Below are 25788 nucleotides of genomic sequence, written 5' to 3' on the forward strand. Positions count from 1 at the left end.
CTCTGCGGCTCCTCGGGCCCCGCTCCCGGTCACGCGACCGGGAGCGGGGCCCGCGCCGTACAACCGTCGCGCGGCGTCGTGGGTCTGCCTGTGTGTACGCGATCAAGGAGACACATGCGCACGCACAGGAAGCTCGCCGTCGCCCTCGCGACGGCCACGGCCGCCTCGCTGACCGGCGGCCTGCTGGCCCTCTCGGCCGGCCCGGCCGCCGCGGCCGGCCCCGCCAAGTACGCCGACGACTTCAACGGCGACGGCTACCGCGACTACGCCACCGGCTGGGACGGCGCGGTCACCGTCACCTACGGCACGGCGACCGGGCCGGGCCCGAAGACGGTCCGCTTCACCCAGGACAGCCCCGGCATCCCCGGCACCGCGGGCGACGCCGGCGGCTACGCCGACAGCTTCGGCAACCAGCTCGCCCAGGCCGACCTCAACGGCGACGGATACGCCGACCTCGCCGTGGCCGACAGCAGCGAGAAGAGCGGTACGACGGCCGGCGCGGGCGCCGTCACCATTCTGTGGGGCTCGAAGACCGGCCTCGGCACGCAGGCCACCCGCCTCTCGGCGCGGTCCAGGACGGCGTTCGGCGCGGCCCTCGCCGCCGGCGACTTCAACGGCGACGGCAAGCCGGACCTGGCCGTCACCGACGCCACCGGCACCCTCTACGTCTACCGGGGCGGCTTCTCCCGCTCCGGTACGACGGGCAGCGTCACCAAGCTGGAGGTGAGCCCCAGCGGCGCCGAGGTGCTGGAGCCGACCGATCTCGTCGCCGGCAAGGTGAACAAGGACAAGGCCACCGACCTCTACCTGATCGGCCAGGGGTACAAGAACGGCCGGATGACGCAGGCCGCGTTGTTCGTGCAGGGCGGCTCGACCATCAAGCGCGGCAAGTACACCACGTACAACGCCGCGCAGGCGGACTTCGGTGCCACCGGCGTGATCGCCGACTTCGACAAGAACGGCTACGGGGACCTCGCCGTCAGCGACACGCCGTACAACAGCGGCGCGGGTTCCGTGGTGGTCCTGCGCGGCGGCGCGAGCGGCCCGGGCACCTCCTACCGCCTGACGCAGTCCACCGCCGGGGTGGCGACGGCGGCCACGAAGAACGACCGTTTCGGCTACTCCCTCTCCGCCGGCGACACCAACCGCGACGGCTACCCGGACCTCGCCGTGGGCGTGCCCGAGGAGGAGTCCGGCACGGTCCACAACGCGGGCGGCGTGCACGTCCTGCGCGGCGGGAGCAAGGGCCTGACCGGCACCGGCTCCCAGTGGTTCACCCGCGCCACGGCGGGCGTGCCGGGCAGCGCCACGGCGGACGAGATGGCCGGCCTCAACGTGCGCCTGCGCGACTTCGACCGGGACGGCGACGCCGACCTGCTGTTCTCCGGCGACCCGTACCGCAGGAGCGTGCTGCTGCGGGCGTCCGCGAGCGGCATCACGACCGGCGGCGCCTCGGAGACCGGCCTGTTCCCGGCCTTCCCGCAGTGACGGTCCCGCCGTGACCCGGGGGAGCCCCACCGCGATCCGCTGCGGTGGGGCTCCTCGCATCCGGGCAGCCGGGCTCCTAGTGTGACGACATGTCAGACGAAGGGTCGTACGAACTGCTCGGTCTCGACAACGTGCTGCTGCCCGTCGGTGACCTCGGCGAGGCGGTCGCCTACTACGAGCGGGCCGGGTTCACCGTGGGCTTCCGGTTCGACGAGGGCGGCCTCGCCCTGCTGAAGGTCGGCGCCGAGACCCCGGGCATCCTGCTCCAGGCCGAGGAGCAGCTGGGGCACCGGTCGCCGCCGTGGCCGTCGGCGCGGATCTGGCTGGAGGTGCCGGACGCGCGGGCGGCGGCACGGGAGCTGGCCGCCGCGGGGATCGCGCCGCTGGACGAGGTCGCGCAGGGGGCCACCGGCTGGACCGTGGAGATCGCCGACCCGTGGGGCAACGTCCTGGGCTTCACGGACTACACCAAGCGCCCCCAGCTGGGCCGGCGCGGCTGAGCCGGGGCGCCGGGGCGGCCAGGTCACTCGTTAGGCTCCTACCGTGCCCGCGAAGAACGACGGCCCCGGTGCGGCCGGCCCCCAGAGCAGCAAGTCCGAGCAGACCCGCGCGCTGATCCTGGAGACCGCGATGCGGTTGTTCCAGGAACGCGGGTACGACAAGACGACGATGCGGGCCATCGCCACGGAGGCGGGTGTCTCCGTCGGCAACGCCTACTACTACTTCGAGGGCAAGGAACACCTGATCCAGGGGTTCTACGACCGGATCGCCGCCGAGCACCGGGCGGCGGTCCGGGAGGTGCTGGACCGGGAGACCGACTTCGAGGCGCGGCTCGCGGGGGTGCTCACCGTGTGGCTGGACATCGCCCGGCCGTACCACGAGTTCGCGGTGCAGTTCTTCAAGAACGCCGCCGACCCCGACAGTCCGCTCAGCCCCTTCTCCCCGGAGAGCGAGCACGCGCGCGAGGCGGCGATCAGCGTGCACCGGGAGGTCCTGGCGGGTTCGAAGTCCAAGGTGGCGCCCGAACTGCGGGACGTCCTGCCGGAGCTGATGTGGCTCGCGCAGATGGGTCTGGTCCTGTACTGGGTCTTCGACCGCACGGAGGACCGCGAGCGCAGCTACCGCCTGGCCCGGCGGGGCGCCCGGTTGACGGCGCGCGGTGTGTCTTTGGCCCGCTTCCGCGTCCTGCGCCCTCTGGTCCTGGAGGTCCACGAGCTGTTCACGGACTTCCTGCCGGGCATGACGAAGGCACTCCCGTCCCCGGACCGCAAGCGGGACGCGTGATCACTTTCGGGTGAACGCGTGGAAAGGGGCCGTCCGACCCCCGCTCTGCCTACGATGTTGTTCTCGACACCAGCCCCTGGGAGGCACGCGATGTCCGCTGCATCCGTCGAGCAGCCGCCCTTCCACGACGATGAGCCGTTCTCCCTCACGGCCATCGCCGACGAGATCATGGAGCGTCATCCGGGCTACCGCGTCGAGATCGTCGGAGGCCACCTCCTCGTGACCCCTTCACCGGATGCCCCCCACGCCATCGTCCTGACGGATCTCATGATCCCCTTCCTCGCCGCAGGACTGCACGGCACGGAAACCCGGGTCCTCCAGAACGTCGGGCTGTGGCTGCCGACCGGCGCCGACGACTACGTCATCCCCGACCTCGTCGTGGTGGACGCCGACATCAAAGACCATCTGGTGGAGAGAGGCGCGTACGACCCGGTCTGCTTCCGCCTGGTCCTGGAGGTCACCTCCGGTAACTGGAAGGACGACCTGAAGACCAAGGTCGCCGCCTACGCCGAGGCCAAGGTCCCGGTCTACGTGGTCGTGGACCGCAAACACCAGCGTCTGCACGTGCTCACGGACCTGGACGGGAGCGAGTACAGCAGCCACCGCGTCCACGCACCGGGTGAGACCGTCACACTGCCCGACTCCATCGGCGCGGAGGTCGTCCTGGACGTCGCTCGGATCATCGAGGCCGGCCGGCCGTAGCCGGGCCGGATCAGATCCACTCCAGCCGCCACAACCGGAACACGCCCGTGCCGTCCGTCAGGTACTGGCCGCCGCCCACGTCCTCCGTGCTGACCACGTACTCCTTGCGCTGCCACAGCGGGATCAGCGGGACGTCCTCGGCCACGTCGGTCTGGATGTCGCGGAAGTCGTTGGCGGCGCGGCCGCGGTCGGCGAACTGCTGGCTGTCCAGGACGAGGCGGTCGACTGTCTTGTTGCCGTAGCCGGTGCTCATCGTGGAACCGGTGCCGACGAGCGCGGCGCCGAAGGTGTCGGGGTCGGGGTAGTCGGCGACCCAGCCGACCGCCCAGGCGTCGATCGACCCGGCCGCCCAGCGCTTCTGGAAGTCGGTCCACTCGTAGCCCTTGAGCTCCACCTTGAACAGGCCGGTCGCCTCCAGCTGCTTCTTCAGCTCCCTGGCCTCCTCCGCGCTCGCGCCCCGGCCGATGCCGTAGCCGAAGGTGAAGCGCACCGGCAGGCTCACCCCGGCCCCGGTGAGCAGGTCCCGCGCCTTCCTGGTGCTCCGCTCCGGGTAGCGGTCGAAGAAGGACGTGGTGTGGCCGACGATGCCGGTCGGGATCAGCGAGTACAGGGGGTCGACGGTCCCCTCGTACACGGTCGCCGCCAGTTCCTCCCGGTCGACCAGCCAGGCCAGCGCGCGGCGCACCCGTACGTCGTGCAGCGGGGAGCCGGCGCGGGTGTTGAGGTACAGGTTGCGGGTCTCGGCGCTGTCGGACTCGGTGACCCGCAGCCCGGGGTCGCTCGGGTTGAGCGCGGAGAGCACCCGGGGCGGCAGGGTCCGCGTGGCGACGTCGACCCGGTGGCCCTTCCAGGCGCGGTCGAGCCGGTCGGAGTCGGGGTAGTAGCGCAGCTCGATCGGGCGGCCGGTGGCGCCGAGGTAGCCCTTGTAGTGGGTGTTCGGCGCGAGGTCGGCCCGGTGGTCCTTGGTGTAGGCCGTCAGCCGGTAGGGCCCGGTGCCGTCGACGGCGGCGTCCTCGCGCAGGCGGCCCGCCGGGTACTTCTCCCGGTCCACGATGGAGCCGGCGCCGGTGGCCGCCTTCAGCGGGAAGGTGGCGTCGGAGGACGACAGGTGGAAGGTGACGGTGTGCGCGTCGTCGGCGGTGACCGAGGCGAGCGTGCCGAACAGGGAAGCCGGGCCGACGTCGTCGTTGATCCTGCGGACCCGGTCGAAGGAGAACTTCACGTCCGCGGCCGTCATCTCGCGCCCGCTCGGGAAGGTGATCCCGGAGCGCAGGGTGCACCGGTAGGTCCGCAGGCCGCTGCCCGTGAAGGCGCAGCCCTTCGCCGCGTCCGGCACCGGCTCGGTGCCGCCCGGCTCGAACGTCAGCAGGGACTGGAAGACGTTGCTGTACAGCGCCCACGAGCCGGCGTCGTAGGCGCCGGCCGGGTCGAGCGCGGTCACCGCGTCGGTGGTGCCTACGGTGATGGTGTCGTTCTTGTACTCCTGCGACGGCAGTAACTGCCAGCCACCGATCCCCGCGACGGCGAGTAAGAGCAACGTCACGGCTACGCGCATGCGAACAGATCGCACGGTGGTGCCCTCCCCAGGCCCGGCAGGGCCCAACCCCTGGCCCAGCGCGAAACGGCCGCCTCCCCTCAGGCGGCGCGGCTCACCTAATCACACGGGTTTCAGTCGGGGAAGGGCTTTCTGACCAGATGGGAAAGAACTTACCCGGGGCGGCGGCGTCCGGTCATGACGTCCGGCGCAGGGCGCGCAGACCGCGCAACCCGATGCCTCCGATGACCGTCCCCCATACGAAGGAGACGACCGCCAGCAGCAGGTGCACCCAGAAGTACGCGGTCGGGTGGCCGTCGTCGAAGGCGAGTCCGCTGCTGTCCTTGACGAGGTTCTTGACGAAAGTGACCCAGATGACCCAACTCCACACCCCGAAGACGAGCAGGAACCAGGAGACCGGGCGGCTGAGCTTCATGTCCCCAGTATCGCCGCCCCGTGTCCGGCTCCGTGTCGGGGGTGGGGCGCCGGACGGGACTTCGCGTTCCGGTACGGGTACGTTCTCGACCGTGCCCGCACCGAAGAGGACCGCCCGCCGCCCGCTGCTGGTGACCTCCGCCGCCCTGCTGTCCCTGTCCGTCACCACGCCGGCCGCCCTCGCCGCGCCGGTCCCCCCGCCGAGCCCGGCGGTCACCCCGCCGGCCGAGATGTCCACGGTCGGCGGTGTCCGGCTGGGCCGGCCCGGTACCCAGGTCAACCTCGCGCCGGGTGTGCCCGTGCTGCCCAAGGACCTCACCGCCCGTTCCTGGATCGTCTCGGACGCCGAGTCGGGGGAGGTGCTGGCCGCGCACAACGCGCACTGGCGGCTGCCCCCGGCGAGCACGCTGAAGATGCTGTTCGCCGACACCGTGCTGCCCCGTTTCCCCAGGGGGACGCACCACACGGTCGTCGCGTCGGACCTCGCCGGCATGGGCGTCGGCTCCAGCGTGGTGGGGATGCGGGAGGGGCGCACCTACAGCGTCCACGACCTGTGGCTCGGGGTGTTCCTGCGGTCGGGCAACGACGCGGTGCGCACCCTGGCCGCGATGAACGGCGGCGTCGCGCGGACCGTCCAGGACATGCAGGAGCACGCCGAGCGGCTCCAGGCGGTGGACACGCACGTGGTCTCCCCCGACGGCTACGATGCCCCGGGGCAGGTGTCGTCGGCGTACGACCTGTCGCTGTTCGCCCGGTCCGGGCTCCAGAAGAAGGACTTCCGCGAGTACTGCTCGACGGTGCGGGCCACGTTCGGGTCCGCCACGATCCAGAACACCAACCGGCTGCTGAGCGGCGACACCGACGTCCCGGTCTACCCGGGGATCGCCGGGGTGAAGAACGGCAACACCACGCACGCGGGCGCCACCCTCACCGCGGTCGCCGAGCGGGGCGGCAAGGTGCTGCTGGTCACGGTGATGAACCCGGAGAAGCACGAGCACAACGAGGTCTACAAGGAGGGTGCGCGGCTCCTGGACTGGGGTTTCCAGGCGGTCGGCAAGGTCAACGCGGTGGGTGAGCTGGTGCCGCCGAAGGACGCCGTGCCGGCCACCGGGGAGCCGGCCACCGGCGCGTCCGCCGGGCAGGCGGCCGGGAAGGGGGTCTCCGGTGCCGAGGCGGTGGTGCGCGCCTCCACCGGGTCGGGGGCCGGTGGTGCGGGGATCGCGCTGGCCGTCGCGGGCGGCCTGCTGCTCCTGCTCGGCGGCGGGGCGTTCCTGGTCAACCGCCGGTGGCCGCTGCCCGAGCTGATGCGGCGTCGGACACGTCACTGACCTCGCTGTCCTTGCCGGGCGTGGCCGTCCAGGAGGCGCAGAACAGCACCAGCTTGGCCGTGAAGTTGATCCACAGCAGCAGGGCCACGGGGACGCCGAACGCGCCGTACATGCTCTTCGCGGCGACTCCCTGGACGTAGCCGCTGAGCAGCAGCTTCAGCAGTTCGAAGCCGACCGCCCCGAGGAGCGCGGAGACCAGCAGGCGGCGGCGCGGCGGCTCGACCCCGGGCAGCAGCGTCAGGACGTACAGCAGGACCAGGAAGTCGGCGAGGACGGCGACGGCGAACGCGACGACCTGGAGCAGGACGCTGCCCCAGCCGTGCTCGGCCAGGCCGAACTGCCCGGACAGCCAGCCGACGGCGGCCGAGGCGAGCGTGGAGATGGCGAGGGTGACCAGCAGGGCGCCGCCGAAGCCGAACAGGATGCCGGCGTCCTTGGCCTTGGTGACGAGGGGGTTCTCCGCCCGGTCCGGGAGCTCCCAGACCGCGCGCAGGCAGTCCCGGACCTGGCCGACCCAGCCGACGCCGGTGAACAGCAGCACCGCGCCCGCGATGATGCCGACGGTGCCGGCGTTCTGCACCAGGGAGGTGAGGTCCAGCTGGTCGCCGAGGCCCGGGAACTGCTCGGCGATCTTGTGTTCGACCGTCTTCTGGCTGCCGGCGCTGAGGGTGGCGGCGGTGATCGCGGCGGCCACGGTGAGCAGCGGGAACAGGGCCACGAAGCTGACGAACGTCATGGCGGCGGCCAGCCGGGTCCACTTCACCCGGTCCAGCCGCTCGTACGACCGCCACGCGTGCGTCGCCATCAGCCGGGTGACCACCGGCCCGATGCCGGGGAGCTTCTTCAGCCAGTCCATGATCCGACCATGCCCCCTCCGCGGGAGCGTGAACACCGCGTTTCTTCACCGACACGGTCATATGCGGGCGATACGGTCAGCTGTCATGAAGGATGCCACCGCACCGCCCCGTTCCCTGCTCGTCCTCGGCGGCACGTCCGAGATCGCGCTGGCCACCGCGCGTCGGCTGATCGCCCGCCGTACCCGCACGGTGTGGCTGGCGGGCCGCCCCTCCGCCGCCCTGGAGGCAGCCGCCGAGGGCCTGCGCGCGCTCGGCGCCGACGTGCGCACCACCGCCTTCGACGCGCTCGACCCCGAGTCCCACGAGACGGACCTCGGCAAGGTGTTCGCCGAGGGCCCGGTCGACATGGTGCTGTTCGCGTTCGGCGTCCCCGGCGACCAGGCCCACGACGAACGTGACCCGCTCCGCGCGGTGCGGGTCGCCCGGACCAACTACACCGGGGCCGTCTCGGCGGGGCTGGTCACCGGCCAGGCACTCCAGGCACAGGGGCACGGCTGCCTGGTCGTGCTGTCCTCCGTGGCCGCCGAACGCGCCCGACGCGGCGACTTCATCTACGGCTCCAGCAAGGCGGGCCTCGACGTCTTCGCCCAGGGCCTGGGCGACGCCCTGCACGGCACCGGTGTGCGCGTCATGGTGGTGCGCCCCGGGCCCGTGCGGAGCCGGGGCACGGCCGGACGGCACCGGTCCACGCTCTCCACCACGCCGGAGGCGGTCGCCACCGCCGTCGAACTCGGCCTGCGCCGGGGCTCGGAGACGGTGTGGGTGCCGGGGGTCCTGCGTCCGGTGATGTGGGCGCTGCGGCACGCCCCGCGCGCGCTGTACCGCCGGCTGGAGGTGTGACGGGGGGCCGGCCGCGTACGGTCAGCGGCCGGCCGGCGTGCCGTGACCGACGTCCGCGTGGCCGGCCTGGGGCGGGACCACCGCTGAGCCGAAGGTGTACTCGCGCAGCTTGCGCCACACCCCGTCGGCGCCCTGTTCGTAGAGCGCGAAGCCGGTGCACGACCACTCGGCGTCGAAGTCCGCCAGCTCCTCGAAGGCGCGGTCCATCGCCGCGTCGTCGATGCCGTGGGCCACCGTGACGTGCGGGTGGTAGGGGAACTGGAGCTCGCGCGGCACCGGGCCGGAGGCGTCGCGGACGCGGCTCTGGAGCCGGGCGCACGTCTCGGCGCCCCGGACGACCCGGACGTACACCACGGGCGACAGGGGCCGGAAGGTGCCGGTGCCGGACAGCCGCATCGGGAACGGTCGGCCGGCCGCCGCGACCTCGCCGAGGTGCGCGTCGACGGCCGGCAGGTCCGCCTCGTCCACCTCGGTCGGCGGCAGCAGCGTGACGTGCGTGGGGATGCCGTGAGCCGCGGCGTCGCCGAAGCCCGCGCGCCGCTCCTGGAGCAGGCTGCCGTGAGGCTCCGGGACCGCGATCGACACGCCGATCGTTACGGTCCCCACGTCATCTCCTTCGTCGCGTTCGTCGCGTTCGTCGTCGTCCCGGCCGTCCCGTCCCGGCCGTCGGCTATCGACTGTACGGCCACGGGTGTCCCGTCGGCAGGCGCACCGCGAGTGATGTGCAGCGCTCCGCCCGCCGGGACATGTGTGCGGTCGTGCGCCTCAGTGCTTGGCGGGCAGGAAACCCACGCGGTCGTACGTCTGAGCGAGTGTTTCGGCGGCGACGGCGCGCGCCTTCTCGGCGCCCTTGGCCAGGACGGAGTCGAGCGTCTCGGGGTCGTCCAGGTACTGCTGGGTGCGCTCGCGGAACGGCGTCACGAACTCGACCATGATCTCGGCCAGGTCGGTCTTGAGCGCGCCGTACATCTTGCCCTCGTACTCCCGCTCCAGCTCGGCGACCGGCTTGCCGGTGAGCGTGGAGACAATGGTGAGCAGGTTGGACACGCCCGGCTTGTTCTCGGGGTCGTAGCGGATCACCGTGTCGGTGTCGGTGACCGCGCTCTTCACCTTCTTCGCCGTGGCCTTCGGCTCGTCCAGGAGGTTGATGAGGCCCTTCGGCGTGGACGCCGACTTGCTCATCTTGACCGTCGGGTCCTGGAGGTCGTAGATCTTCGCCGTCTCGCGCAGGATGTACGGCTCCGGGACCGTGAACGTCGCGCCGAAGCGGCCGTTGAACCGCTCGGCGAGGTCGCGGGTCAGCTCGATGTGCTGGCGCTGGTCCTCGCCGACGGGCACCTGGTTGGCCTGGTACAGCAGGATGTCGGCGACCTGGAGGACCGGGTAGGTGAACAGGCCGACGGAGGCGCGGTCGGCGCCCTGCCTGGCGGACTTGTCCTTGAACTGGGTCATCCGGCTGGCCTCGCCGAAACCGGTCAGGCAGTTCATGACCCAGGCGAGCTGCGCGTGCTCGGGGACGTGGCTCTGCACGAACAGCGTGCAGCGGTCCGGGTCCAGGCCGGCGGCGAGCAGCTGGGCGGCGGCGAGGCGGGTGTTGGCCCGCAGCTCGGCCGGGTCCTGCGGCACCGTGATCGCGTGCAGGTCGACGACCATGTAGAACGCGTCGTGGGACTCCTGGAGGGCCACCCACTGGCGGACGGCGCCGAGGTAGTTGCCGAGGTGGAACGAGCCTGCGGTGGGCTGGATTCCGGAGAGCACGCGGGGTCGGTCAGTGGCCATGTTTTTCATTGTCGCAGAGAGTGCGGGAGCTTCGGTGCGGTGGGGAACCGCGGGCCGGGACGGGCCGGCGGCGCGGTTCCCCGAGCGGGTGCCGGGGCCGCTCAGCCCAGGTCGACCTCCGGGTACAGCGGGAAGCCCGCGACCAGGTCGGTGGCGCGTCCGGCGATCTCCCGCGCCACCTTCTCCTCCAGGACGTGGGCGGCGCGCGAGGGGGCGCCGGACTTGGTGGTGCCCGGCTCGGTGGCGGTCAGGACGCGGTCGATCAGCCCGGCCACCTCGTCCATCTCGGCGGTGCCCAGGCCGCGGGTGGTGAGCGCGGGGGTGCCGACGCGGATGCCGGAGGTGTACCAGGCCCCGTTCGGGTCGGCCGGGATGGCGTTGCGGTTGGTGACGATGCCCGAGTCGAGGAGCGCCGCCTCGGCCTGCCGGCCGGTGAGGCCGTAGGAGGTGGCCACGTCGATCAGGTTGAGGTGGTTGTCCGTGCCGCCCGTGACCAGGGTGGCGCCGCGGCGCATCAGGCCCTCGGCGAGCGCGCGGGAGTTGTCGACGATCCGCTGGGCGTAGTCCTGGAACGCGGGCCGGCGGGCCTCGGCGAGGGCGACGGCCTTGGCGGCCATGACGTGCGGGAGGGGACCGCCGAGGACCATCGGGCAGCCCCGGTCGACCTGGTCCTTCAGGGAGTCGTCGCACAGCACCATGCCGCCGCGCGGGCCGCGCAGGGACTTGTGGGTGGTCGTGGTGACGATCTGCGCGTGCGGCACCGGGTCGAAGTCGCCGGTGAGGACCTTGCCGGCGACCAGACCGGCGAAGTGCGCCATGTCGACCATGAGGGTGGCGCCGACCTCGTCGGCGATCTCCCGCATGCGCCGGAAGTCCACCAGCCGGGGGTAGGCGGAGTAGCCGGCGACGATGATCAGCGGCTTGAACTCGCGGGCCTGGGCGCGCAGGGCGTCGTAGTCGATCAGGCCGGTGGCCGGGTCGGTGCCGTAGGAGCGCTGGTCGAACATCTTGCCGGAGATGTTCGGGCGGAAGCCGTGGGTGAGGTGGCCGCCGGCGTCCAGGGACATGCCGAGCATGCGCTGGTTGCCGAAGGCGCGGCGCAGCTCGGCCCAGTCGGCGTCGGTCAGGTCGTTGATCTGGCGGACGCCGGTCCGCTCCAGGAAGGGCGCCTCGACGCGGTCGGCGAGGACGGCCCAGAAGGCGACGAGGTTGGCGTCGATGCCGGAATGCGGCTGAACGTAGGCGTGGCGGGCGCCGAACAGCTCGCGGGCGTGTTCGGCGGCGAGGGACTCGACGGTGTCGACGTTGCGGCAGCCGGCGTAGAAGCGGCGGCCGACGGTGCCCTCGGCGTACTTGTCGCTGAACCAGTTGCCCATGGCGAGCAGGGTCGCCGGGGAGGCGTAGTTCTCGGAGGCGATCAGCTTCAGCATCTCGCGCTGGTCGGCGACCTCCTGGCCGATGGCGTCGGCGACGCGCGGCTCGACGGCGCGGACCACGTCGAGGGCGGCGCGGAAGGCCGTGGACTCGGTGGAGAGGGGGGCGGAATTCTCGGGCATCGGGACCTCCGGACGGCGTGCGTACAGCGTTCACGTTCGGCCCAGGCGCACGGCACTCTTTCCGGCTCGGACCGCTCCCCGATGGTCCGTCCCATCCCAAGCGCGCCAGTCACGGCCCGCTCGTCAGCCTACCCGGCGCACCGGACGGCGCCGGGTGCGCGTCCACCATGCGAGCGAGCGGGCCGGCCCCGGTGCCCGGTGCCCGGTGCCCGGTGCCCGGTGGGTCAGAGGATCACGTGGGGCAGGAAGCGGGCGTACCCGTCGGTGATCAGGCCGGCGGACTCGCGCAGGCCGAGGCCGGCCGGCTCGTCCCGGACGACCCAGGCGCCGAGGACGACGTGGTTGCCGTCGAAGGCGGGCAGGGGCGCGAGCCGCTGGTAGCAGCAGGGGTCTTCCCGGACGGCGGCGGGCGCGCCCGGCTCGTGCACGGTGACGCCCTCGCCCTCCCGGCCGAGGAGCGGCTTGGCGACGTAGCCGGTGGTCGCGGCCAGCTCTCGGGGGCCGTCCAGGTAGGCGGGCAGGAGATTGCGATGGCCGGGGTACAGCTCCCAGAGGACCGCCAGCAGGGCCTTGTTGCTCAGCAGCATCTTCCAGGCGGGTTCGATCCACAGGGTGGTGCCGGTGCCGCCGCCGTTGTCCAGGGTGTCCAGGACGTGCCGGCCGAAGGCGTCGGTGGTGAGCCATTCCCAGGGGTAGAGCTTGAACAGGGCGCGGATGAAGCCGAGCCGGTTGTCGACGAAGCGGCCGGAGAGGGTGTCCCAGCCGATCTCCTCCATGGTGAGCCAGTCGGTTCTCAGGCCGGCCTGTTCGGCGGTCTCCTTCAGGTAGGCGACCGTCATCAGGTCCTCGCCGAGCTCGTCGGCCGAGGAGTGCGCGAAGTGCAGGGGGCTGCCGGGCGGCAGGAGCGCGGCCTGGGCGCGCCAGGCGTCGACCAGCCGTTCGTGCAGGCAGTTCCACTGGTCGGCGCCGGGGAAGCGGTCCTCCATCCAGAACCACTGCGGTGCGGCGGCCTCCACCAGGGAGGTCGGGGTGTCGGCGTTGTACTCCAGCAGCCTGGCCGGTCCCGTGCCGTCGTAGTGCAGGTCGAAGCGGCCGTACACGGACGGCAGTTCCTCCCGGCGGTGCCAGGACTCGGCGACGGCGGCGGCCACCCGCGGGTCGGTGATGCCGAGGTCGGCGAACCGGTCCTCGGCCACGATGTGCCCGGCCGCCGCCAGACACATGCGGTGCAGATCGGCGACGGTCTCCTCCAGCGCCTCGACCTCGTCCGGGGAGAAGACGTAGTAGGCGCTCTCGTCCCAGTAGGGGCGCAGGGAGCCGTCGGGGTGGCGGGTGAGGGGGTAGATCAGGCTCTGTGCCTCGACGGTGCGCTGCCAGCCTGGGCGCGGGGTGATGGTGCGGCGTTCCATGCTCGTGTCCCCGTCAGCCGCCGGAGCCGCCCTTGCCGCCGCCGAAGCCGCCGCGGTGCACCCCGCTGCCGTGGTGGTCGTCGTCCGACGAACCGCCGCCGCTCCGGCCGGGCTCGGTGAAGGAGCCGCCGTCGACCCAGCCGTGCTCCTCGTCGCCCTCGTAGTACCAGGCGGCGTCGGCCGACCCGCGCGGCGACCTCCCGGCGGTCTTCCGCCCCGCGCCCGTCCTCGACGAGGTCGCGCCGGTCCCGCAGTTCTTGTCGGAGACGACCTTGTAGCCCTTGGCGAGGCTGTGGCTGTCGCGGTCGACGCAGCGCTTGTCCGGCTCGGACGAGCAGGCCGTGAGGGCGGCGGCCAGCAGGCCCATCCCGCCGAGGACGACCGTGCCGGACCGCAGTCGCCGACGTGTGTCCGTCATGGTGGTGTCTCCGCCGTCCGCCGTTGTCTCCGGCCGACAGCCTAGGGACCGGTGTGCGCACCCGCACCGGCGACCCCCGCGTCCACGCTCGCCTAGAGTCACTGCGTGCTTCTCGGAATGGTGTGCGCCCTCGGCGCGGCGGTCTGCTTCGGTACGGCGACGGTGCTCCAGGCGGTGGCCGCGCGCGCGGCGGTCGCCGACGCGGACGGTGGTGACGGCGGGTCCGGCGCGCTGCTGCTGCGGGCGCTGCGGCAGTGGCGGTACCTGGCCGGGCTCGCGCTGGACGGGCTCGGGTTCCTGCTCCAGATCGCGGCCCTGCGATCGCTGCCGATCTACGCGGTGGGCGCGGCGCTGGCGGCGAGCCTCGCGGTGACGGCGGTGGTGGCGGCGCGGCTGCTGCGGGTCCGGCTGAGCGGGGTCGAGTGGGCCGCGGTGGGCGTGGTGTGCGCGGGACTGGCCCTGCTGGGGCTCGCCTCGGGCGCGGAGGGCGAGCGGGAGGGGCCCGGCTGGCTGCGGTACGCGATGGTCGCGGTGGCGGTGGGGGTGCTGCTGCTCAGCGCGGCCGGCGGGCGCCTGACGGGCCGGACCCGGGCGTTGCTCCTGGGGCTCGGCGCGGGGTTCGGGTTCGGGGTGGTGGAGGTGGCGGTCCGGCTGATCGACTCCCTGCACCCGGCCGAGCTGCTCACCAACCCGGCGACGTACGCCCTGCTGCTCGGCGGCGGCGCCGCGTTCCTGCTGCTCACCTCGGCCCTCCAGCGGGGCTCGGTGACCACCGCGACCGCCGGCATAGTCATCGGCGAGACGCTCGGCCCCGCCGCGGTGGGCGTGGTCTGGCTCGGCGACCGGACCCGGGAGGGCCTGGGCTGGCTGGCGGCCCTGGGCTTCGCGGTGGCGGTGGCGGGAGCCCTGCTGCTGGCCCGCTTCGGCGAGGCACCGGCGGCGGCGGAGAGCTGAGGACGCGGGACCGGCGTGGTCCCTGGGTCCTGTCTTGCGTCGCGCGGCGGTCGCGAATGGTCGGGCAGGGCCTACGGCAGTACCCGGCACAGGGCGCGCAGGGTGTCGGCCCAGGCGCTGTCCGGTGGGGTGCCGTAGCCGACGACCAGGGCGTCCAGGGGGGTGGCGCGGGCCTGGGGGTGGCGGTGGAAGGCGAGGCCGTGCAGGGCCAGGCCCTGCCGGGCGGCGGCCCGGACCACCGGCTGTTCCGTGCCCGGCGGCAGGCGCAGCACCGCGTGCAGGCCGGCCGCGATGCCCGTGACCCGCACGCCCGGCGCGTGGCCGGCGACGGCCTCGGCGAGGGCGTCGCGGCGGCGCCGGTAGCGCAGGCGGGCGGAGCGGACGTGGCGGTCGTACGCGCCGGAGGTGAGGAACTCGGCGAGGGTGAGCTGGTCCAGGGCGCCCACCGTGTCGGTGTGGCCCTTCGCCGCGGTCGCCTCCTCGGCCAGGGCCGGTGGCAGCACCATCCATCCCAGGCGCAGTCCGGGGGCGAGGGACTTGCTGGCGGTGCCGAGGTGGACGACCCGGTCGGGGTCCAGGCCCTGGAGGGCGCCGACGGGCTGGCGGTCGTAGCGGAACTCGCCGTCGTAGTCGTCCTCCAGCACCAGTCCGCCGGTGCGGCGCGCCCAGTCGACGACGGCGGCCCGGCGGTCGGGGTGCAGGGCGGTGCCCATGGGGAACTGGTGGGCGGGGGTGAGCAGGACCGCGCCCGCGTCGCCCGGTGCCCGCGGGTCGGTGCCGAGTTCGTCGTAGGGCAGCGCGGGCGTGGCGAGGCCGGCGTTCCCCAGCAGCCGCCAGTACACGTCGAGGCCGTACGACTCGACCGCCACCGCCTCGACGCCGCGCGCCCGCAGCACCTTGCCGAGGATGCCCAGGGCGTGCGAGAAGCCCGCGGTGATCACGACGGTCTCCGGGGTGGCGCGGACGCCCCGGGCGCGGGCGAGGTAGCCGGCGAGGGCGGTGCGCAGTTCGGGACGGCCGCGCGGGTCGCCGTAGCCGAGGGCCTGGAAGGGGGCGGTGGCCAGGGCGCGGCGGGCGGCCCGGAGCCATTCGGTGCGCGGGAAGGAGGCGAGGTCCGGGGAGCCGGGGGTGAGGTCGTGGACCGGGGCCGGGGTGGCGCGGCGGGGCGCGGGGCGGCCGGCGGGGGCGGGCGGGGCGCTGTGGGGCACGCCGGCGGCGACGCGGGTGCCGGAGCCCTGCCGGGCGGTGAGCCAGCCCTCGGCGACCAGGTCGGCGTAGGTCTCGGCGACGGTGTTGCGGGCGACGCCGAGGTCGGCGGCGAGGGTGCGGGAGGACGGCAGGCGGGTGCCGGGGGTGAGGCGGCCGGTGCGGACGGCGTCCCGCAGGGCGTCGGTCAGGCCGCGGCGCAGCCCACCGGAGCGGGCGGGTTCGAGGTGCAGGTCGACGCCCAGAGTGGCCCAAGGTCTTGCCATGGAAATGGACCATACTCCCGGGCTGCCCCGCTTCTAGGGTCGAGGCATGAGCACTACGCAGGAGAGCGGCGTCCACGCCGCCGAGGAAGCCCCGCGGCTGGGCTGGGCCGAGCACGCACCCGAGGTCTACAAGGCGATGATCCGACTGGAGACCGCCGCGAAGAAGGGCCTGGACCCGGCGCTGTACGAGCTGGTGAAGATCCGCGCCTCCCAGATCAACCGCTGCGCGTTCTGCCTCGACATGCACACCCAGGACGCCCTCGCGGCCGGGGAGAGCGTCGGGCGGATCGTGCAGCTCAGCGCCTGGCAGGAGTCGCGGCACTTCTACACGGAGAAGGAACTGGCGGCCATCGAGCTGACCGAGGCGGTCACCGTACTGACCGACGGCTTCGTCCCGGACGAGGTGTACGGACGGGCCGCCGAGCACTTCGAGGAGGCCGAACTCGCCCAGCTGATCGCCGCGATCACGGTGATCAACGCCTGGAACCGGTTCGGCGTGACCACCAGGATGACCCCGGGCCACTACCGGCCGGGGCAGCACGGGTGAACCGGGCGGAGGCGTTCCGCGCCCTGCACGTCCGGCGCGGGCCGGGCGATCCGCTGGTGCTGCCCGGCCCCTGGGACGCGGCCGGCGCCCGGGTGTTCGCGGCGGCCGGGTTCCCGGCGCTGGCCACGCCGAGCGCCGGGATCGCCGCCTCGCTCGGGTACGAGGACGGGCACACCCCGGCCGGTGAGATGTTCGCGGCGGTGGCCCGCATCACGCGGGCGGTGGACGTGCCGGTGTCGGCGGACGTCGAGGGCGGGTACGGGCTGGCGGCCGGGGAGCTGGTGGAACGGCTGCTGGAGGCCGGCGCGGTCGGGTGCAACCTCGAGGACTCGCACGACGGGGTCCTCGAGGACCGGCACGCGCACGCCGAGTACCTCGCGGAGGTCCGCGCGGCCGCCGGGGACCGGCTCTTCGTCAACGCACGCATCGACGTCTTCCTGCACGGCGACGGCGACCCCGAGCGGGCCATCGAGCGGGCCGCGTCGTACGTGGCGGCGGGCGCGGACTGCGTCTACCCGATCATGGCCCCGCCCGCCGTGCTGCCGCTGCTGCGCTCCGGCGTCCAGGGCCCGCTGAACGCCTTGGCCCGGCTGGACGGGGACGGCCCCTCGCCCGCCGAACTCGGCGGACTCGGGGCCACCCGGGTCACGTTCGGGCCGGGCTTCCAGCGGCGGGCGTACGCCGCACTGGACGAGATCGCCCGCTCCCTGCGCGGCTGAGAGGGGTCAGGACAGCCACTTCTTCCACACGTCGCGGTGGCCGTCCACCCACTCGCGCGCCGCCTCGGCCGGGGCCATCTTCCGCTCGGCGATCATCAGCGCCACCTCGTTCTGGTCCTCGGTGGTCCACCGGAACCTCTTCAGGAAGGCCGCGGCCCGGCCGCCGTCCTTCGCGAAGCCGGCGTTGAGGTACTTCTGGAGCGGGGTGTGCGGGTAGGCGCAGGTGATCTTCGCGGTGTCCGCGTCGCAGCCCTTCTTGTACGGCGGCAGCTTCACCTCCGTCATGGGGACCTTCTCGAACAGCCACTGGGGGGCGTACCAGTAGGTCAGGAACGGCTTCTTCTCCTTGGCGAACTGCTTGATCTGGGTGATCTGCGCGGCCTCGGACCCGGCGAAGACGACCTGGTAGTCCAGCTTCAGGTTCTTCACCAGCGCCTTGTCGTTGGTGACGTAGGACGGGGAGCCGTCCATCAGCTGGCCCTTGCCGCCGCTCTCCGCGGTGCGGAAGAGGGAGGCGTACTTGTTCAGGTTCCTCCAGTCCGTGATGTCCGGGTGCTGTTTCACCAGGTAGGTCGGCACGTACCAGCCGATGTGGCCGGTCACGCCGAGGCCGCCGCCGGGCGCGATCGTCCTCTTGTCGTGGACGTACCGCCGCTCCTGGTCCGGGTGGCCCCAGTCCTCCAGCAGGGCGTCGACCCGGCCCTGGCTGAGCGCGTCCCACGCGGGGACCTCGTCGACCTGGACGGTGTCGACGCGGTAGCCCAGCTCGTGTTCGAGGATGTACTGGGCGACGGCCACGTCGGCCTGCGCGCCCACCCAGGACTGCACGGACAGCGTGACCGTCTTCGCGCCCCGGGCGTTCGCGAACGGGCTGGCCTGCTTCGTCATGTCGGCGGCGCCGCAGCCGGTCGCGGTCAGCAGCATGAGTGCGCCCGCCAGGGCGGTCGTACGTCGTCGCACGTCAGGCTCCCTTCCTCGCGCGTCGTTCGGTCGGCTGGGTGACCCGGTCGAGCATCAGGCCCAGGCAGACGATCGCCGCGCCGGCGACCAGCCCGGTCGCCAGGTCGCCCTGGGCGAGGCCGAAGGCGACGTCGTAGCCGAGGGCGCCGCCGCCGACCAGGCCGCCGATGATGACGACGGCCAGCACCAGGACGACGCCCTGGTTCACGGCGAGCAGCAGCGAGCGCCGGGCCAGCGGGAGCTGGACCTGCCACAGCTGTTGGCGGCCGGTCGCGCCGAGGGAGCGCGCGGACTCCAGCGCTGCCTCGTCGACCTGGCGCAGGCCCTGCGCGGTGATCCGGACGACGGCCGGCAGGGCGTAGACGACGGCCGCGGCGACCGCGGGGGCGCGGCCGACGCCGAAGAGGGCGACGACCGGGATGAGGTACACGAACTGCGGCATCGTCTGGCACACGTCCAGCACGGGCCGCAGGACCCGCTCGACCCGGTCGCTGCGGGCCGCGGCGATACCGGTGGCGAAGCCCAGCACCAGGGTCACCGCGACCGCGGCGAGCACCTGGGAGAGGGTGTCCAGGGACGGCTCCCACACGCCGAGCACACCGATCGCGGCCATGGCGAGGACGGCGGTCAGCGCGGTCCGCCAGGTGCCGATCAGCCAGGCCAGGGCGGCGACGGCGAACAGCACCGACCACCAGGGCAGCCACTGGAGGCCGTCGCGGACGGGGTTCAGGACCCAGGTGGTGAAGTGGCCCGCCCAGTCGGCCGTACCGCCGACGACCGGGACGCCGGAGTACAGATGGGAGGTCATCCAGTCGACGGCGCGGTCGACCGGTCCGGCGATGGGCAGCGTCCAGCCGGCGGGCCAGTCGAGCGCGCCGAGCAGGCGGGCGGCGAGCGCGGCGGCGACGGTGACCGCGAGGGCGTACGGCCAGCCGATCGTGCGGGGCCGGCCGGTGGCCGGGGCGCCGGTGCCGGCCGCGCCGGTGACGCGGTCCAGGACCACGGCCAGCAGCACGATGGGGATGCCGGCCGCGAGGGCGGCGCCGACGTCGACCGAGGCGAGGGCCTGGTAGACGCGGTCGCCGAGGCCACCGGCGCCGATGACCGCCGCGATGACGGCCATGGACAGCGCCATCATGATCGTCTGGTTGAGGCCGAGGAGGAGTTCCCGGCGGGCCAGCGGGACACGGGCGGTCAGCAGCCGCTGGCGCCGGGTGGAGCCGAGCGACTCCACGGCCTCCAGGACTTCGGGGTCGGCGCCGCGCAGGCCCAGCGAGGTGAGCCGGGCCATCGGCGGGGCGGCGTAGACCACGGTGGCGAGGACGGCCGCGGGGACGCCGATGCCGAAGACCAGGACGACGGGGAGGAGGTAGGCGAACGCGGGGAGCACCTGCATGGTGTCCAGCACCGGGCGCAGGGCGCGGTCGAGCCGGTCGGAGAGGCCGGCGCCGACACCGAGGACGACGCCCACGGCGACGGAGACGAGGACGGCGACGACCATCAGGGCGAGGGTCTGCATCGTCGGCACCCACATGCCGAGCGCTCCGCAGGCCAGAACGGCGACCCCGGTGCCGGCCGCGAGCCGGACGCCGCCCAGCCGCCAGGCGGTGAGCGCGCCGAACGCGGTGACGCCGGCCCAGCCCGCGGCCAGCAGGGTCAGGTAGACGGCGCGGACGGCCCAGATGATCGCGTTGCTGATGTAGCCGAAGAAGTAGAGGAACAGGGGGTGGCTGTCCCGGTTGTCCATGACCCAGTCGCCGGCCCGGGCGAGGGGCTCGGTGAGGCTGACCGTCAGTTCGTGGGGCCAGGCGGCGCCGGGCCAGCGGCCTGCCGCCCAGGGGGCCAGGACGGCGGCGAGGACGGCGAGCAGGAGCAGCTTGCCGGCGGCTCCGCCGCGCAGGGCGCGGGGGAAGCCCGCGCGGGCGGCGGGGGCGGTGACCGTCGCCATCACACGGCCTCCGGGCTGGTGCGGGGGGCGGGCGGGGGCGTGGTCCCCGGGCCGGTACGGGCGGACCGCTGGTCCGCCGCCCGGTGGCTGCCGGGTGCCGGCCTGCCGGGGAGGGACGCGGGTCCGGCGGCACGGGGGCCGGGGGCCGCGTCGGCGGTGCCCGGGGCGCGGGTGCCGGTGCCGGTGCCTTGGGCGCCGCCGGTGCCGGGGGCGTCGCCGAACGGGTCACCGAGGTCTGAGGCGTCACCGGCCGGGGCGGCGGCCGTGTCCGCCGCCGTCGGTATGCCGGCGACGACGCCGAGGAGCTGCTCGTGGTCGACCACGCCCACGCAGGCGCTCCCGTTCATCACCCGGGCCGGACCGCCCGCCCTGGCCACCGCCTCGATCGCCTCCGCCACCGTGGCCTCCGGCCGCAGCGCGGGTCCGCTCCCGGCCTCCCGCCCGGACGCGGGCCGCATCGCCGTACGCACGGTCATCACCTGTTCGCGGTGGACCTCCCGGACGAACTCGCGGACGTAGTCGTCGGCGGGGGATCCCACGATCTCCTCGGGCGTGCCCAGCTGCACCACCCGGCCGTCGCGCATGAGGGCGATGCGGTCGCCGAGCTTCAGGGCCTCGTTCAGGTCGTGGGTGATGAAGACCATCGTGCGACCCTCCTCGCGGTGCAGGCGGCCCACCTCGTCCTGCATGTCGCGGCGGATCAGCGGGTCGAGGGCGCTGAACGGCTCGTCGAAGAGCAGCACCTCGGGGTCCACGGCCAGGGCCCGGGCGAGGCCCACCCGCTGGCGCTGACCGCCGGAGAGCTGGTCGGGCCGGCGCCCCTCCATGCCCTCCAGGCCGACCTTGGCGACGAACTCGGCGGCCCGCTCGCGGCGTTCGGACCTGCCGACGCCCTGGATCTCCAGGCCGTAGGCGACGTTGTCGAGGACGGTGCGGTGCGGGAGCAGGCCGAAGTGCTGGAAGACCATCGCGGCGCGGTGGCGGCGCAGTTCGCGCAGCCGGGCCCGGTCCATCGCGCGAACGTCCTCGCCGTCGATGGAGATGGAGCCGGCGGTGGGCTCGATCAGCCGGGTCAGGCAGCGGACCAGGGTGGACTTGCCCGAGCCGGACAGGCCCATGACCACGAAGACCTCGCCCTTGCGGACGTCGAAGGAGACGTCGCGGACGGCGGCCGTGCAGCCGGTGCGGGCCCGCAGGTCGGCCGGGTCCAGCCCGCTCAGTTCCGGGTCGGCCGGGACGCGGTCGGCCTTGGGCCCGAACACCTTCCACAGGCCGGAGACCGAGAAGACGGGTGCGTCGGCGGTGGGCGGTTTGCGGGTGGGGACGGTGGGAGTCATCGGGGATCGCCTCCGATCAGGTCGACGGCCTTCTCCCCGACCATGAGCACCCCGATCATCGGGTTCACGGCGGTCATGGTGGGGAAGACGGACGCGTCGGCGATGCGAATGCCGGACAGACCGCGGATCCTCAAGGACGGGTCGACCACGGCCAGTTCGTCGTCGGCGGCGCCCATCTTGCAGGTGCCGGCCGGGTGGTAGACGGTGTGCGCGGCCCTGCGCGCGTACTCGCTCAGCTCCTCGTCGCCGACGACCTCCGGACCGGGGCAGACCTCGCGCTTGAGCCAGCCGGCCAGCGGCTCGGCCGCCGCGATCTCACGGGCGATGCGGATGCCGTCGACGAGGGTCCGGGCGTCGTAGTCGTCCTCGTCGGTGAAGTACCGGAAGTCCAGGGCGGGCTTGACGGACGGGTCGGCGCTGGTGAGGTAGAGCCGGCCGCGGCTCCTCGGCTTGGGGATGTTCGGGGTCATCGAGACGCCGTACGGCGGCCGTTCGTAGCCCAGGCGCTCGGGGTTGTCGGTGAACGGGATCTGGTAGAAGTGGAACATCAGGTCCGGGCCCGCGTGCCCGGCGTCGCGGCGCACGAACAGGCCCGCGTCGGAGTCCATCGCGGAGTTGTCCGGGATGGGTCCGTGGGTCTCCCAGACGATCACCGACTCGGGGTGGTCGAGCAGGTTCTCGCCGACACCGGGCAGGTCGTGGACGACCGGGATGCCGAGCGCCCGGAGGTCCTCGCGGGGGCCGATGCCCGAGTGCAGCAGCAGCCGCGGGGTGTCGACGGCGCCCGCGCACACCACGACCTCGCGACGGGCCCTGATCAGCAGTTCCTCGCCGTCCCCGGTGCGCACGTGGACGCCCTCGGCGCGGGTGCCGTCCAGCTCCAGCCGGAACGCCCAGGTCTCCAGGAAGAGGTGGAGGTTGGGGCGCTCGTCCAGCACGGGGTGCAGGTAGGCCACGGAGGCGGAGGAGCGTTTGTTGTCCTCGGGGTGGTAGGCGAGGTCGAAGAAGCCGGCGCCCTCGGTGAACGGGGCGCGGTTGAAGCCGTCGACCGCGGGTACCCCGAGTGCCGAGCGGGCGGCGTCGACGAAGTCGCGGGCGATGGCGTTCCGGTCCTTCTCGTCGACGGTGACGATGTTGTTCTCGAGGCGGTCGAAGTAGCCGTCCATCGCGGTGGCGCCCCAGCCCTTCGCGCCGGCCGCCTCCCACTCGTCCCAGTCGGAGGGCAGGGGCTTGAACGAGATGAGGGTGTTGTGCGAGGAGCAGCCGCCCAGGACGCGGGCACGGCTGTGCCGGATGTGGGAGTTGCCGCGGGGCTGTTCCACCGTCGGGTAGTCGTAGTCGAGTTCGCCGCCGAGCAGGCCCATCCAGCGGCGCAGGGTGAGGACGTCGTCGCGGCCGACGTCGCTCGGGCCGCCCTCGATGACGGCGACGGTGACGTCCGGGTCCTCGGTGAGGCGGGAGGCGATGACGGAGCCCGCGGTGCCGCCGCCGATGACGACGTAGTCGTAGAGGTGGGGGGTCTGGGACATGGGGGTGCTGCTCCGGAGGTGTGGAAGGGGTCGGGCGGGGACTCAGCCGGCGAACCAGCGGACCGGCGCGGGCGCCAGGTTCTGGTAGACGTGCTTGGTCTCGCGGTACTCGGCGAGCCCGGCGGGCCCGAGTTCGCGGCCGGTGCCGCTCCTGCCGAAGCCGCCCCACTCCGCCTGCGGCAGGTAGGGGTGGAAGTCGTTGATCCAGACGGTGCCGTGGCGCAGCCGGGCGGCGACGCGCCGGGCGCGGCCGGGGTCGGTGGTCCAGACGGCGCCGGCGAGGCCGTACTCGGTGTCGTTGGCGAGGAACACGGCCTCCTCCTCGGTGCGGAAGGTCTCCACGGTGAGGACCGGGCCGAACACCTCCTCGCGGACGACCTTCATCTCGCGGTGGCAGGCGTCGAGGACGGTCGGCTCGTAGAAGTAGCCGGCCTCCGGGCGGGCCGGCGAGGGCTCGGGCCGCTTCCCGCCGCAGCGCAGCACCGCGCCCTCCGCGAGCGCGGAGGCGACGTACGACTCGGTCCTGGCGCGCTGCTGCTCGGAGACGAGCGGGCCGCACTCGACGCCTTCCTCGGTGCCGCGGCCCAGGCGTATCTTCGTGGCGCGGCGGGCGATTTCGGCGACGAAGCGTTCGCGGACCGACTCCTCGACGATGAGCCGGGAGCCGGCCGAGCAGACCTGGCCGCTGTGGATGAAGGCCGCGTTCAGGGCCTGGTCGACGGCGGTGTCGAAGCCCTCCTCGGTGGCGCACGCGTCGGCGAAGACCACGTTGGGGTTCTTGCCGCCGAGTTCCAGGGCGACCTTCTTGACGCCGGGCGCGGCGGCCTGGGCGACCTTGACGCCACTGGTGAGGCCACCGGTGAAGGAGACGAGGTCGACGCCGGGGTGTTCGGCGAGCCGGGCACCGACGGTGTGGCCGGGGCCGGTGACGAGGTTGGCGACGCCCTCGGGCAGGCCGGCCTCGGCGAGCAGTCCGATCAGCGCGATCGTGGTCATCGGGGTGATCTCGCTGGGTTTGATCACGAAGGTGTTGCCGGCGGCGAGCGCCGGGGCGATCTTCCAGCTGGCCTGGAGGAGCGGGTAGTTCCACGGGGTGATCAGCGCGCAGACGCCGACCGGTTCGTGGACGACCACGCTGTGGATGTCGGGCGAGCCCGCGTCGACGACCCGGCCGGGGGCCTCGGCGGCGACCAGGTCGGCGAAGTAGCGGAAGGCGTCGGCGACGCAGTCGATGTCGACGCGGCCCTCCTCGACGGTCTTGCCCGCGTCCCGGCTCTCCAGCAGGCCGAGTTCCTCGCGGTCGCGGACGAGGAGAGCGGCGACGCGGCGCAGCAGGGCGGCGCGGTCGGCGACCGGGGTGCGGGGCCAGGGTCCGTGATCGAAGGCCTGCCGGGCGGCGGCCACCGCGCGCTCGGCGTCCTTCTCGTCGCCCTCCGCGACCACGGCGAAGGGTCTGGCGTCCGCGGGGTCCAGGATCTCGCGGGTCGCGCCGGAGACCGATTCCAGCCACTCGCCGCCCGCGTGGATCGTCGCCCGGGGGTGTCGTTCCGTTCTGTCCGCCATGATCGGTGTCGCCTTCCGTTCCTGTTCGGTGCCCCTGTGTCACACGCAGGTCACGCTCGGGGACCGCGGTCGCCTGCCCAGACGCCTGCCACGCATGCGCGATCGGTGGCCGAAAGTGCGCCGGGTCACGGAAAAGGCGGCTGAAAGGCTCACAAAGGCGGGCGCGGGTCAGGCGTGGCGGACGGGCCGGAGTGGGGCCGCCCGGTGTCCGGGCCCTGGAGCATGGCCTCCCGGAAGCAGCCGCGCAGCCAGGCGTGAGCGGGGTCGGCGTCGTGCCGCGGGTGCCAGGCGAAGCCGATCGGGACGGCCGGCAGCGGCAGCGGCACCTCGAAGGTGACCAGGCCGAGGGTGTCGGCCAGCGGGCGGCCCCACTGGTTGACCAGCCCGATCAGATCGGTCTCGCGCAGCACGAACAGGGAGGCCGGGTAGGTGCCGACGCTGCCCACCACCCGGCGGTCCAGGCCGAGCGCGGCCAAGGCGTCGTCGACCGGTCCGCGCGACCGGCCGCGCCGCGAGACGATCAGGTGCCCCGCCTCCCCCGCGAACCGCTCGGGCGTCAACTCACCCTCGAGCAAGGGGTGTCCGGCCCGTACGACACCGAGCATGCGGTCCTCGTACACGGTCTCCACGTGCACCTCGGGCGCGGTCGTGTCGATCACGCCCACCTCCAGGTCGGCGGTGCCCTGGCGCAGGTAGGGGGCGTCCACGTGACTCTCGGACAGGAACCGCAGCCGGATGCCGGGCGCCTCGCGGGCGGCGCGGGCGAACAGGGCCGCGCCGTGGGTGGCGGCGATCGCGTCGTGGCCGAGGACGGTGAAGGTCCGGCTGACCGTGCGCGGGTCGGTGTCCCGGTCCGGCGCGAACACGGCACGGGCCCGCTCCACCACGGCGGCGACCTCCGCCCGTACGGCGAGGGCGCGCGGGGTGGGCACCATCCGGCGGCCGGCCCGCACCAGCACCGGATCGCCGAGCGCCCGGCGGATACGGCCGAGGGTGCGGCTCATGGCCGGCTCGGACAGGTGCAGTCGCCGGGCGGCGCCCCGCACGCTCTCCTCCTCCAGCAGGACGTCGAGCGCCACCAGCAGGTTCAGGTCCAGGTCCGCGGATTGCGTCATGCGCAGGTATTCCT

24 protein-coding genes and 1 riboswitch are annotated in these 25788 nt (G+C 73.4%); of the genes, 9 read left to right on the forward strand and 15 right to left on the reverse strand.

What is annotated here, in order from left to right; genetic code table 11:
• Positions 1 to 114 precede the first annotated feature (114 nt).
• The 4 genes from ACIQVT_RS11510 (at position 115) to ACIQVT_RS11525 (ending at position 3474) form a co-directional block, all read left to right on the forward strand.
• A complete protein-coding gene (locus ACIQVT_RS11510) occupies positions 115 to 1488 on the forward strand; it encodes an FG-GAP and VCBS repeat-containing protein (protein WP_403750818.1) in 1374 nt (457 codons plus the stop codon).
• 89 nt (positions 1489 to 1577) lie between these two features.
• A complete protein-coding gene (locus ACIQVT_RS11515; RefSeq protein WP_403750819.1) occupies positions 1578 to 1988 on the forward strand; it encodes a VOC family protein in 411 nt (136 codons plus the stop codon).
• 43 nt (positions 1989 to 2031) lie between these two features.
• Positions 2032 to 2772, forward strand: coding sequence for a TetR/AcrR family transcriptional regulator (locus ACIQVT_RS11520; RefSeq protein ID WP_403750821.1), 741 nt, complete (start codon positions 2032 to 2034; stop codon positions 2770 to 2772).
• A 90-nt stretch (positions 2773 to 2862) separates the two neighbouring features.
• Positions 2863 to 3474 carry a Uma2 family endonuclease gene (locus ACIQVT_RS11525; RefSeq protein ID WP_403750823.1) on the forward strand — a complete coding sequence of 204 codons (612 nt, stop codon included), beginning with the start codon at positions 2863 to 2865 and terminating at the stop codon, positions 3472 to 3474.
• A 10-nt stretch (positions 3475 to 3484) separates the two neighbouring features.
• Here the strand turns inward: ACIQVT_RS11525 and ACIQVT_RS11530 are convergent, their stop codons facing one another.
• A complete protein-coding gene (locus ACIQVT_RS11530; protein WP_403750825.1) occupies positions 3485 to 5029 on the reverse strand; it encodes an ABC transporter substrate-binding protein in 1545 nt (514 codons plus the stop codon).
• A gap of 175 nt (positions 5030 to 5204) precedes the next feature.
• Positions 5205 to 5444, reverse strand: coding sequence for an SCO4848 family membrane protein (locus tag ACIQVT_RS11535; protein WP_403750827.1), 240 nt, complete (start codon positions 5442 to 5444; stop codon positions 5205 to 5207).
• 91 nt (positions 5445 to 5535) lie between these two features.
• Here ACIQVT_RS11535 and ACIQVT_RS11540 point away from each other — a divergent pair, with 91 nt between their 5' ends.
• The gene (locus tag ACIQVT_RS11540; RefSeq protein WP_403750829.1) at positions 5536 to 6771 is read left to right on the forward strand and encodes a D-alanyl-D-alanine carboxypeptidase family protein; all 1236 of its coding nucleotides are present in this window, start codon (positions 5536 to 5538) and stop codon (positions 6769 to 6771) included.
• On the opposite strand, the gene ACIQVT_RS11545 is transcribed toward ACIQVT_RS11540, so the two are convergent.
• Positions 6719 to 7627, reverse strand: coding sequence for a YihY/virulence factor BrkB family protein (locus ACIQVT_RS11545; RefSeq protein ID WP_403750831.1), 909 nt, complete (start codon positions 7625 to 7627; stop codon positions 6719 to 6721). The genes ACIQVT_RS11540 and ACIQVT_RS11545 overlap by 53 nt on opposite strands.
• 85 nt (positions 7628 to 7712) lie before the next feature.
• Between ACIQVT_RS11545 and ACIQVT_RS11550 the strand changes: the two genes are divergently transcribed.
• A complete protein-coding gene (locus ACIQVT_RS11550; protein ID WP_403750833.1) occupies positions 7713 to 8468 on the forward strand; it encodes an SDR family NAD(P)-dependent oxidoreductase in 756 nt (251 codons plus the stop codon).
• A gap of 21 nt (positions 8469 to 8489) precedes the next feature.
• Here the strand turns inward: ACIQVT_RS11550 and ACIQVT_RS11555 are convergent, their stop codons facing one another.
• From ACIQVT_RS11555 to ACIQVT_RS11575, 5 genes are all read right to left on the reverse strand, one after another.
• Entirely contained in the window at positions 8490 to 9074 is a 585-nt protein-coding gene (locus tag ACIQVT_RS11555) for a 2'-5' RNA ligase family protein (protein WP_403750835.1), read from the reverse strand.
• A gap of 159 nt (positions 9075 to 9233) precedes the next feature.
• On the reverse strand, positions 9234 to 10247 hold the full coding sequence (gene trpS, locus ACIQVT_RS11560; protein WP_403750837.1) for a tryptophan--tRNA ligase: 1014 nt from the start codon (positions 10245 to 10247) through the stop codon (positions 9234 to 9236).
• A 101-nt stretch (positions 10248 to 10348) separates the two neighbouring features.
• Complete coding sequence (locus ACIQVT_RS11565; protein ID WP_403750839.1) at positions 10349 to 11803, reverse strand: glycine hydroxymethyltransferase; 1455 nt, start codon at positions 11801 to 11803, stop codon at positions 10349 to 10351.
• 32 nt (positions 11804 to 11835) lie between these two features.
• A riboswitch (ZMP/ZTP riboswitch) is annotated at positions 11836 to 11926 on the reverse strand.
• Between the two features lie 101 nt (positions 11927 to 12027).
• Positions 12028 to 13212, reverse strand: a complete 1185-nt coding sequence (locus ACIQVT_RS11570; RefSeq protein ID WP_403750841.1) for a glutathionylspermidine synthase family protein — start codon at positions 13210 to 13212, stop codon at positions 12028 to 12030.
• Positions 13213 to 13225: 13 nt separating this feature from the next.
• The gene (locus ACIQVT_RS11575; protein WP_403750843.1) at positions 13226 to 13630 is read right to left on the reverse strand and encodes a hypothetical protein; all 405 of its coding nucleotides are present in this window, start codon (positions 13628 to 13630) and stop codon (positions 13226 to 13228) included.
• 117 nt (positions 13631 to 13747) lie between these two features.
• On the opposite strand from ACIQVT_RS11575, the gene ACIQVT_RS11580 reads away from it, so the two are divergent.
• The gene (locus ACIQVT_RS11580; RefSeq protein ID WP_403750959.1) at positions 13748 to 14584 is read left to right on the forward strand and encodes a hypothetical protein; all 837 of its coding nucleotides are present in this window, start codon (positions 13748 to 13750) and stop codon (positions 14582 to 14584) included.
• A gap of 71 nt (positions 14585 to 14655) precedes the next feature.
• On the opposite strand, the gene ACIQVT_RS11585 is transcribed toward ACIQVT_RS11580, so the two are convergent.
• Positions 14656 to 16056 carry a PLP-dependent aminotransferase family protein gene (locus tag ACIQVT_RS11585; protein WP_403750845.1) on the reverse strand — a complete coding sequence of 467 codons (1401 nt, stop codon included), beginning with the start codon at positions 16054 to 16056 and terminating at the stop codon, positions 14656 to 14658.
• Positions 16057 to 16102: 46 nt separating this feature from the next.
• Here ACIQVT_RS11585 and ACIQVT_RS11590 point away from each other — a divergent pair, with 46 nt between their 5' ends.
• Together ACIQVT_RS11590 and ACIQVT_RS11595 are read left to right on the forward strand one after the other, a co-directional pair.
• Positions 16103 to 16603 carry a carboxymuconolactone decarboxylase family protein gene (locus ACIQVT_RS11590; RefSeq protein WP_403750847.1) on the forward strand — a complete coding sequence of 167 codons (501 nt, stop codon included), beginning with the start codon at positions 16103 to 16105 and terminating at the stop codon, positions 16601 to 16603.
• Entirely contained in the window at positions 16600 to 17322 is a 723-nt protein-coding gene (locus ACIQVT_RS11595; RefSeq protein ID WP_403750849.1) for an isocitrate lyase/phosphoenolpyruvate mutase family protein, read from the forward strand. Before ACIQVT_RS11590 ends, ACIQVT_RS11595 begins: the two co-directional genes overlap by 4 nt.
• Positions 17323 to 17328: 6 nt before the next feature.
• On the opposite strand, the gene ACIQVT_RS11600 is transcribed toward ACIQVT_RS11595, so the two are convergent.
• The 6 genes from ACIQVT_RS11600 to ACIQVT_RS11625 form a co-directional block, all read right to left on the reverse strand.
• Entirely contained in the window at positions 17329 to 18282 is a 954-nt protein-coding gene (locus tag ACIQVT_RS11600; RefSeq protein ID WP_403750851.1) for an ABC transporter substrate-binding protein, read from the reverse strand.
• 1 nt (position 18283) lies between these two features.
• Complete coding sequence (locus tag ACIQVT_RS11605) at positions 18284 to 20230, reverse strand: ABC transporter permease (protein WP_403750853.1); 1947 nt, start codon at positions 20228 to 20230, stop codon at positions 18284 to 18286.
• A complete protein-coding gene (locus tag ACIQVT_RS11610) occupies positions 20230 to 21567 on the reverse strand; it encodes a glycine betaine/L-proline ABC transporter ATP-binding protein (RefSeq protein ID WP_403750855.1) in 1338 nt (445 codons plus the stop codon). The genes ACIQVT_RS11605 and ACIQVT_RS11610 overlap by 1 nt, the downstream gene beginning before the upstream one ends.
• Positions 21564 to 23096: a GMC family oxidoreductase gene (locus ACIQVT_RS11615; protein WP_403750857.1), complete on the reverse strand. Its 1533-nt coding sequence runs from the start codon at positions 23094 to 23096 to the stop codon at positions 21564 to 21566. Before ACIQVT_RS11615 ends, ACIQVT_RS11610 begins: the two co-directional genes overlap by 4 nt.
• Positions 23097 to 23138: 42 nt before the next feature.
• A complete protein-coding gene (locus ACIQVT_RS11620) occupies positions 23139 to 24659 on the reverse strand; it encodes an aldehyde dehydrogenase family protein (protein WP_403750859.1) in 1521 nt (506 codons plus the stop codon).
• A 149-nt stretch (positions 24660 to 24808) separates the two neighbouring features.
• The gene (locus ACIQVT_RS11625; protein ID WP_403750861.1) at positions 24809 to 25774 is read right to left on the reverse strand and encodes a LysR family transcriptional regulator; all 966 of its coding nucleotides are present in this window, start codon (positions 25772 to 25774) and stop codon (positions 24809 to 24811) included.
• Positions 25775 to 25788 lie beyond the last annotated feature (14 nt).

Source organism: Streptomyces sp. NPDC100445, from assembly GCF_044759735.1.
GTDB lineage: Bacteria > Actinomycetota > Actinomycetes > Streptomycetales > Streptomycetaceae > Streptomyces.

Excerpts from the sequence above, each read along its gene's own strand:
- ACIQVT_RS11510 (WP_403750818.1), top strand. The coding sequence starts at position 115 with ATGCGCACGCACAGGAAGCTCGCCGTCGCCCTCGCGACGGCCACGGCC.
- ACIQVT_RS11515 (WP_403750819.1), top strand. The coding sequence starts at position 1,578 with ATGTCAGACGAAGGGTCGTACGAACTGCTCGGTCTCGACAACGTGCTG.
- ACIQVT_RS11525 (WP_403750823.1), top strand. The coding sequence starts at position 2,863 with ATGTCCGCTGCATCCGTCGAGCAGCCGCCCTTCCACGACGATGAGCCG.
- ACIQVT_RS11530 (WP_403750825.1), bottom strand. The coding sequence starts at position 5,029 with ATGCGCGTAGCCGTGACGTTGCTCTTACTCGCCGTCGCGGGGATCGGT.
- ACIQVT_RS11535 (WP_403750827.1), bottom strand. The coding sequence starts at position 5,444 with ATGAAGCTCAGCCGCCCGGTCTCCTGGTTCCTGCTCGTCTTCGGGGTG.
- ACIQVT_RS11545 (WP_403750831.1), bottom strand. The coding sequence starts at position 7,627 with ATGGACTGGCTGAAGAAGCTCCCCGGCATCGGGCCGGTGGTCACCCGG.
- ACIQVT_RS11550 (WP_403750833.1), top strand. The coding sequence starts at position 7,713 with ATGAAGGATGCCACCGCACCGCCCCGTTCCCTGCTCGTCCTCGGCGGC.
- trpS (WP_403750837.1), bottom strand. The coding sequence starts at position 10,247 with ATGGCCACTGACCGACCCCGCGTGCTCTCCGGAATCCAGCCCACCGCA.
- ACIQVT_RS11565 (WP_403750839.1), bottom strand. The coding sequence starts at position 11,803 with ATGCCCGAGAATTCCGCCCCCCTCTCCACCGAGTCCACGGCCTTCCGC.
- ACIQVT_RS11570 (WP_403750841.1), bottom strand. The coding sequence starts at position 13,212 with ATGGAACGCCGCACCATCACCCCGCGCCCAGGCTGGCAGCGCACCGTC.
- ACIQVT_RS11575 (WP_403750843.1), bottom strand. The coding sequence starts at position 13,630 with ATGACGGACACACGTCGGCGACTGCGGTCCGGCACGGTCGTCCTCGGC.
- ACIQVT_RS11580 (WP_403750959.1), top strand. The coding sequence starts at position 13,748 with ATGGTGTGCGCCCTCGGCGCGGCGGTCTGCTTCGGTACGGCGACGGTG.
- ACIQVT_RS11585 (WP_403750845.1), bottom strand. The coding sequence starts at position 16,056 with ATGGCAAGACCTTGGGCCACTCTGGGCGTCGACCTGCACCTCGAACCC.
- ACIQVT_RS11590 (WP_403750847.1), top strand. The coding sequence starts at position 16,103 with ATGAGCACTACGCAGGAGAGCGGCGTCCACGCCGCCGAGGAAGCCCCG.
- ACIQVT_RS11605 (WP_403750853.1), bottom strand. The coding sequence starts at position 20,230 with ATGGCGACGGTCACCGCCCCCGCCGCCCGCGCGGGCTTCCCCCGCGCC.
- ACIQVT_RS11610 (WP_403750855.1), bottom strand. The coding sequence starts at position 21,567 with ATGACTCCCACCGTCCCCACCCGCAAACCGCCCACCGCCGACGCACCC.
- ACIQVT_RS11615 (WP_403750857.1), bottom strand. The coding sequence starts at position 23,096 with ATGTCCCAGACCCCCCACCTCTACGACTACGTCGTCATCGGCGGCGGC.
- ACIQVT_RS11620 (WP_403750859.1), bottom strand. The coding sequence starts at position 24,659 with ATGGCGGACAGAACGGAACGACACCCCCGGGCGACGATCCACGCGGGC.
- ACIQVT_RS11625 (WP_403750861.1), bottom strand. The coding sequence starts at position 25,774 with ATGACGCAATCCGCGGACCTGGACCTGAACCTGCTGGTGGCGCTCGAC.